This is a genomic window from Microcoleus sp. PH2017_05_CCC_O_A (genome assembly GCF_020738785.1).
Lineage (GTDB): Bacteria > Cyanobacteriota > Cyanobacteriia > Cyanobacteriales > Microcoleaceae > Microcoleus.
This window is the reverse complement of sequence record NZ_JAEQCB010000219.1, coordinates 1-6,986: the sequence shown is the minus strand read 5'-3', so window position 1 is coordinate 6,986 and position 6,986 is coordinate 1. Positions and strand designations below refer to the sequence as shown.

Annotated in this window: 4 protein-coding genes and 1 pseudogene; 4 read left to right on the top strand and 1 reads right to left on the bottom strand. The window is 44.6% G+C overall.

What is annotated here, in order from left to right; genetic code table 11:
• On the top strand, positions 1-350 hold a 350-nt coding region (locus JGK20_RS31695; protein WP_293233438.1), incomplete at its 5' end, for a hypothetical protein.
• 4 nt (positions 351-354) lie between these two features.
• A complete protein-coding gene (locus JGK20_RS34715) occupies positions 355-2,235 on the top strand; it encodes an SUMF1/EgtB/PvdO family nonheme iron enzyme (protein WP_366039739.1) in 1,881 nt (626 codons plus the stop codon).
• 111 nt (positions 2,236-2,346) lie between these two features.
• On the opposite strand, the gene JGK20_RS31680 is transcribed toward JGK20_RS34715, so the two are convergent.
• Positions 2,347-4,740, bottom strand: coding sequence for an ATP-binding cassette domain-containing protein (locus JGK20_RS31680; RefSeq protein ID WP_293233436.1), 2,394 nt, complete (start codon positions 4,738-4,740; stop codon positions 2,347-2,349).
• Between the two features lie 337 nt (positions 4,741-5,077).
• Here JGK20_RS31680 and JGK20_RS34710 point away from each other — a divergent pair.
• Positions 5,078-5,125: pseudogene (locus tag JGK20_RS34710) on the top strand (4-Cys prefix domain-containing protein); the annotation flags it as partial.
• Positions 5,126-5,158: 33 nt separating this feature from the next.
• On the top strand, positions 5,159-6,565 hold the full coding sequence (locus JGK20_RS31675) for a serine/threonine-protein kinase (protein ID WP_293233434.1): 1,407 nt from the start codon (positions 5,159-5,161) through the stop codon (positions 6,563-6,565).
• The last annotated feature ends 421 nt before the right edge of the window (positions 6,566-6,986 follow it).

Genomic DNA, 6,986 nt, shown 5'->3' with positions numbered 1-6,986 from the left:
AATGGCAAGGGAATTTATCGTACTATATTTGCGATGAGCGCTATACTTATTATCCTCTAGAGAATCCAGCCCCGTTATTTGAGATAGTTGATGCCAGATATTCTCGGTACTGGCAAGTGCAATTAGCAACTAACGGTTTGTTAGAGATTGCTTTTGAACATTGGTTCTCCATACCTAATTTTTACGATCAACTAACTGACGGAGAAACAGAAACTGTTTTGATTTTTGAGAAAATCAAAGAGCTCATGGATGCTGAAGCTGCAATTCCTCAACCGCAACCTTTCTCCGTTGAGGAATTGCTCGCGATGCCGACCTTGCAACCCGACAAACTCGCAAAAGTACCTGGTTGAAATTATGTCTGACAATCAAAATAAACCTAGAGAATACGATGCCGTCAAGGGCGGTCAAAATTCAATTCCGGTCAATGCTGCTGTACTCGGAGGCATCGCCGGCGTTAAACGCCGCTTAGCCTCGTCCGCGATCGAAGTTAGAATCGCCGCACTCTCCGAAGCGCCCAAATATGGGGAAGCAGGCTTAGATTTGATACTTGGAGCATTGCAGGATGAGTCAATGCAGGTGAAATCTGCTGCTTTTTTACTGCTGAAAGATCGGGATGAGGAGAATATAAAACAATGTTTACAAAACCATTTTCCTCTCTTTGGGTTTTATGTTATCACAGTCGATGCGGATGGACAAAAAAACAGTCGTCGTAAGTCATTTGCTCGATTTTTTCCAGAAGATTTAGGTAATGGTATTGTACTGGAAATGGTTTACATTCCCGGTGGCACATTTATGATGGGTTCCCCCAACGACGAAGCAGGACGAGAGGATGACGAAAGCCCGCAGCATCAAGTCACAGTACCAGCTTTTTATGCAGGGAAATACCCCATCACTCAAGCACAGTGGGAAGCCGTCATGGGAAACAACCCATCGTACTTGAAAGGTGAAAAACTTCCTGTTGAATGTGTATCCTGGTATGATGCTGTCGAATTTTGTGAGAAACTGTCGGAAACAACTGGGAAAACATATCGCTTACTGAGTGAAGCGGAATGGGAATACGCCTGTCGTGCGGGTACAACAACCCCATTTCATTTTGGCGAAACGATTACCCCGGAATTAGTCAACTACATAACCGAATCAAACGAACCCACAGATGTGGGGAGTTTTCCCCCCAATGCTTTTGGGTTGTACGATATGCACGGGAATGTTGAGGAATGGTGCAGCGATAAATGGCTTGACAATTATGATGGTGCACCGACTGACGGAAGTTCTTGGGAATCAGGAAACAATTGTCGGATGTTGCGCGGTGGTTCGTGGGCCAACGATCCGAGCAATTGCCGATCGGCTGTTCGTAGCTGCGAACAGCCGATCTATGGCGAGAGATTCAACGGTTTTCGGGTTGCGTGTGTTGCTGCACAACCACCAACACCAAATAAAATCATAGCTGACGAAAAACTAAGTCCAGCAGAGACCTTTCAATTTGAAGTCATCACACTCTACCAATGGGGAAGGATCGTCAAAACAGAACAGCGACAAGCCGAATACTTTAGTGAAAACCTAGGGCGCGGTGTCAGCTTAGAAATGGTAAAGATTCCCGGCGGCACATTTACGATGGGCCCCCCTGACATCTACACAGTTAGTGGCGATCGAATTCCGCAGTATCGAGTCACAGTACCGACATTTTATGCAGGTAAATACGCCATCACCCAAGAACAGTGGGAAGCAGTTATGAGAAACAACCCATCGTGCTTTAAAGGTGAAAAACGTCCTGTAGAAAATGTATCCTGGTATGATGCTGTCAAATTTTGTGAGAAACTGTCGCAAACAACTAGGAAAACATATCGCTTACTGAGTGAAGCCGAATGGGAATACGCCTGTCGTGCGGGTACAACAACCGCATTCCATTTTGGGGAAACCTGTCACTGTATATCTCCAGAAGTAGTCAACTATGACTCAAGCTGCTCCATAGATGTGGGAAGTTTTCCCCCCAATGCTTTTGGGTTGTACGATATGCACGGGAATGTTGAGGAATGGTGCAGCGATAAATGGCATGATAATTATGATGCTGCACGGACTGACGGAAGTTCTTGGGAAACGGGAACAAACAATCATCGGCTGATGCGCGGTGGTTCGTTTTGCAGTGATTTTAACTGTCAATCGGCTACTCGTGACCACAGTGCGCCGAACGATGTCTGCTGTACCCGCGGTTTTCGAGTTGCGTGTGTGGCTGCGTAGACTTTCTAGCTTTTTACACTTTTGCCCTTTTGCCCTTGGCGATTAGAAATCGCTTCACCTCAAAGAAAGTCCCAGCAGAGAGGGACTAAGAAAATATAACCATATTCTGCGTTATTTGAAAATATCTTTCCGCTTCTGCAACAGCAAAGTTACGGTCAAATAAACGGCGGCGTGCAATCCTAAAATTCCCCAATTCAAGGCTAGGTTTTGCCAAGTTGGTTCGTAGACGGCGCTTTTCTCGAATAACTGCGGTAAGATTGTTCGATCGGGTAATTCGATCGGCTTTGGCACCATCGCGTTCACGTTAACCAAGCTACCGTAAGCACCCACAGACCAGCGGCTTACCGTCAACCACGAGATATACTGACCGATTTTCTCGATTTTAAACAAACTTCCCAGACTGAACAAGACTCCCGAAAAAATAATTTGCGGCACTAACAGCAAAGGCAAAGCACTGTTGGCCTGACTGCCATTCTTCACAAATGCCGATACCATCAATCCCAAACTCATGCTAGCCAACAGCGTTAAAAATACTGTAATTCCCAAACCCAGCGGCCAAGCGATTATATCCGGTGACGGCTGTTTAAAACCAATTAAAATTACTGCGGTCATTAGCACTGTTTGCAACAAGGCCAATCCTCCCAGCACCAGAAACTTGGAACCGACATAGGGCAGTAAACCTAAATTCACCAATCTTTCTCGCTGGTAAACGGCTGATTCTTTGACAATTTCTTGCAGAGAACTGGACAAACCTACCCAAATAGCTGCCGATGTAAATACAAACAAAATTCGCAAAGCTAAAAAAGCCAGCGCTGGATCGTCTGCTGTTCCGGTAACTAGCGGTTCTATATCTTTGATTCCGGCTAGCAAAATCGGGCAAACAGCAGCAGTTAACAGTCCTAAACCAACGTTAACTGGGTCGCGTAAAGTTAGCTTGAAATAGCGATCGGCGAGGATAAACAGTTGTTTGATTGGGGAAACTTTGGCGGGTTGGGGAAGTTTGACGGGAGGTGCTTGTTTTTGCGGTGCTTTTGGACTTAAGGGCGCGGTTATGTACCGCTGGTAATAGGCGGAATTCCGATAGGTATTCGCCCATTCTTTGATGACCTTTTCGCCGATTTCTAACTCGTTATAAATATTGGCAAAGTCTGCTTGATTGACTCCAAAGAAATTTGCAGCATCTGCGGGCGGGCCGAAGTAGCAAAGGTAGCCGTTGCGGCCGAGAAAAACTAGGCGATCGCACAAATTGACATTTGCCGTAGCGTGCGTCACCAAAACCACCGTCCGACCTTTATCTGCCAAATTCCGCAGCAGTTCCATCATCTTTTTATCCAGCCCCGGATCTAGTCCAGAAGTTGGTTCGTCCAAGAAAAACAACTTCGGATCTGCAAGCAATTCGACGCCGATGCTAACCCGCTTTCTCTGTCCGCCACTAAGGTCTTTTACAAGGGTTTTTCGCTTGTCCAACATCTCAATATCGGTCAGAGTTTTTGTCAAAACTTGCTCGACATCGACATCCGGCGGCAAGCGCAATTTAATTGCGTAAGTTAGGGCTTCTGTAACTGTTAATTCGCCGTGGACTATATCATCCTGAGGCACGTAACCGATTAAAGAACTGTAGCATTCAAAGTTTTTCCGCAATTCGTCGCCGTTGACGTAAACGGCGCCACGATTTGTGGTTTCAATTCCCAGCAAGGTTCGCATTAATGTGGATTTCCCCGCGCCGCTTCCTCCGACTAACGCCACTAACTGTCCGGGTTCAATTACTAGGGAAATATCGTTGACAAAAGGTCGGTTTAAGTTAATTGCTTCTAAGCCGATCGCATTTCCCGGATCGATAACTGTTATTTCTTCATTTTGATAAATTAGCAGAAAAGGGCCGATGCGAATTTTTGCACCTTCGGTCAATATAGCTTCATTTTTAACTCGTTTGCCGTTAATAAAAACGCCGTTAGCGCTCTTGTCTGTGAGAACGTAGTCTCCGCGTTTGTTGGCGTCGATCGCACAATGGCTGCGGGAGACGATCGGCGAATTTAACTGTAGCGTAGAATTGCGATCGCGCCCCAAGACGACCGATCGATTTCGCAGAGACACAGACTCCCGCGAACCCAAAACGGCCAGCGCCGGACTTCCGGGATTGAAATAACTCACCCGCACCGGATTTCTCAAATCCGTACCAATCCGCAACTCGATTCCGTGTCGCAAAACGCAGCCTTGAGTCGGAGTTACAGGAGTTTCAGTCGGAAGCACAAATAACCCGCTACTGCTGGGTTTGAGGCCGTCGCCGTCATAGATGCGATAGTCGTCCCCTTCTTGGCGCAAAATCGCTTGACATCTCGACAGCTTCTCCCAATCTTTGGGAACCAGCAAGTCAGCTTGTTGGGGATTTCGTCCCAGTACGTGTTCAGTCTTGGTCAGTTCCAAGCGTACCACTTCGCCTTGATAGTCGATTTCTAAATAGGGGCTGGCGATTAAGTTTGTTTTCTTATGGGTTTGACCTGTCATATGATTTTAGATTTTAGATTTTAGATTTTAGATTTTAGATTGTGCGAGAATTTAGTACCCAGCATCCAGCGTGCCAGCTTTTTTAGTGCGATCGTCCCCGATCGCACAGGTGATATAAGACTCCCGAGCGTCCCAGCTCGCACTCCAACAAAAAAATGCTTTTTACAAAAATGAGATTCTCTCATTCAGTATTCAAAACATGAGTAATGTTATATCATGTTTAATAATCAATGCTGACAAGCACCGCACTAATTCCAAGCTATCCCCAATTCGGATAGCTTTCAGGAAGCTGCTTTGGCACGAGATACTATTTCTACCAAGCTAATTCCTCCATACCATGAGCTACTGCATTAATCCCAACTGTCGCCATCCAGAAAATCTTGACACTATCAATTTTTGCCAAACTTGCGGATCTGAGTTGCTAATCAACGCACGCTATCGGGTAATTACTGTTTTGGGACAAGGAGGATTTGGTAAAACTTTTGCAGTCAGAGACAGAGACGGTACTCAGAAAGTGTTGAAAGTTCTGATGAACAACGATACTCTAGGTGTGGAACTTTTTCAGAGAGAAGCTCACGTTTTGCAGCGGCTGAAGCATCCGGGACTCCCGACAGTTGAATCTGAAGGCTATTTTACTTTCAGAGTTAAGGGTACTGATAAATCTTTGCACTGTCTGGTGATGGAGAAAATTGAAGGTAAAAATTTGCAGCAGTGGTTGGAAGCTCATAATTACCAACCTATTTCTTCGGAACTAGCTATTGACTGGTTGACACAACTGACGGAAATATTGAATCTCGTTCACAATCAAAATTATTTTCACCGAGATATTAAGCCGCAAAATGTCATGTGCCGGTCGAACGGAAAATTAGTATTAATTGATTTTGGGGCGGTGCGGGAAGTTACAGAAACTATTCAGAGAGCAACTGGAGAAGTAACTCGCATTTCTTCGATGGGTTACACTCCCGAAGAACAAAAAAAGGGCAAGGCTGAGCCACGTTCTGATTTTTTTGCTTTGGGCCGGAATTTTGTGTATTTGCTGACGGCTCAAGAACCGAGAAATTTGCAGGAAGATCCGCGATCGGGTAAATTGATTTGGCGGAATGTGGCGACTCAAACATCGAAGCCGCTAGCAGATTTGATTGATGATTTGATGGCTTATTTTCCGAAAGACAGGCCAAAAGATACTCAAGTTCTTTTGCAGCGACTTGGTAAACTGAGCGATCGCCCGCCATCGCCATCTCCCGATCGCAGAACTCCTAGATTTGCTTTGGGATGGAAGCCGGCTTTAATGGGACTCGGAGTTGCTGGGGCGATCGCCATTTCCGCCTTCGCAATCCAACATTTCTCTAAAACTCAAGTTGAAAATTTATTAAGTTATCAAAGTTCTACCCATCAGTTTAAAATCAAATACCCTGAAAAGTGGGAAAAACAAGAGTTACAAAATCCAGTAATTAACGATGTGGTTGTATTCATAGCCCCCAAAAAGAACACCGCTGATGCTTATCAAGAACAAATTACTGTCAGCATAGAAGATTTGCCAAAACCGATGTCTCTCGATGAATACAATCAATCGTCTCTCAAGCAAATTAAAACTAATTTTACTGATGTTAAAATTTTAGAAGAAAATCCTAAAACGATTGCTAATCATCGAGGTTATACAGTTGTTTTTGATGATAAAGACGGACAAACCAATACCAAAAAAATGCAAACTTGGACGTTGATGAATAATAAAGCTTACGTGATTACTTACACTGCGGAGAAATCAGAGTATTCGGACTATTTGAAAACGGCTGAAAATATGATGAATTCCTTTGAGATTAACTAATTCAGTTGTTTGTAGTAAGGACTTTAGTCCTGATTCTAGGATCGCGAGTCTAATACCAATTTTCAACGAAATAACAATATTCTTGTTCCCCCCCTTAACAAGGGGGGGCTAGGGGGGGTCGAAGAGTATTGTACAACTTCAGATAAATGGTATAACAATCGCGACCGGAGACGATCGCACTGTTAAAAAAAATACTTTTTGCACTCCTTCATATCAAATCCACTCTTCATCAGAATGATTCATCTCTCTATCCTCTCCCTCTGTGTCCTCTGCGGCCTCTGCGGTTTAATCATTCCGGTAAAACCAGAATTAATATGAAATACTGATTCTTTTACGCTGAACATTTCTCAACATAGCTGTGCAATGCTGGAGATGTAACGATCGCAATTCCGTCATGGCTGACAGAACAGGTCGAATCCGA

What these genes read in the sequence shown, in the direction of transcription:
- JGK20_RS34715 (WP_366039739.1), top strand. Translation starts at nt 355, where the DNA reads ATGTCTGACAATCAAAATAAACCTAGAGAATACGATGCCGTCAAGGGC.
- JGK20_RS31680 (WP_293233436.1), bottom strand. Translation starts at nt 4,740, where the DNA reads ATGACAGGTCAAACCCATAAGAAAACAAACTTAATCGCCAGCCCCTAT.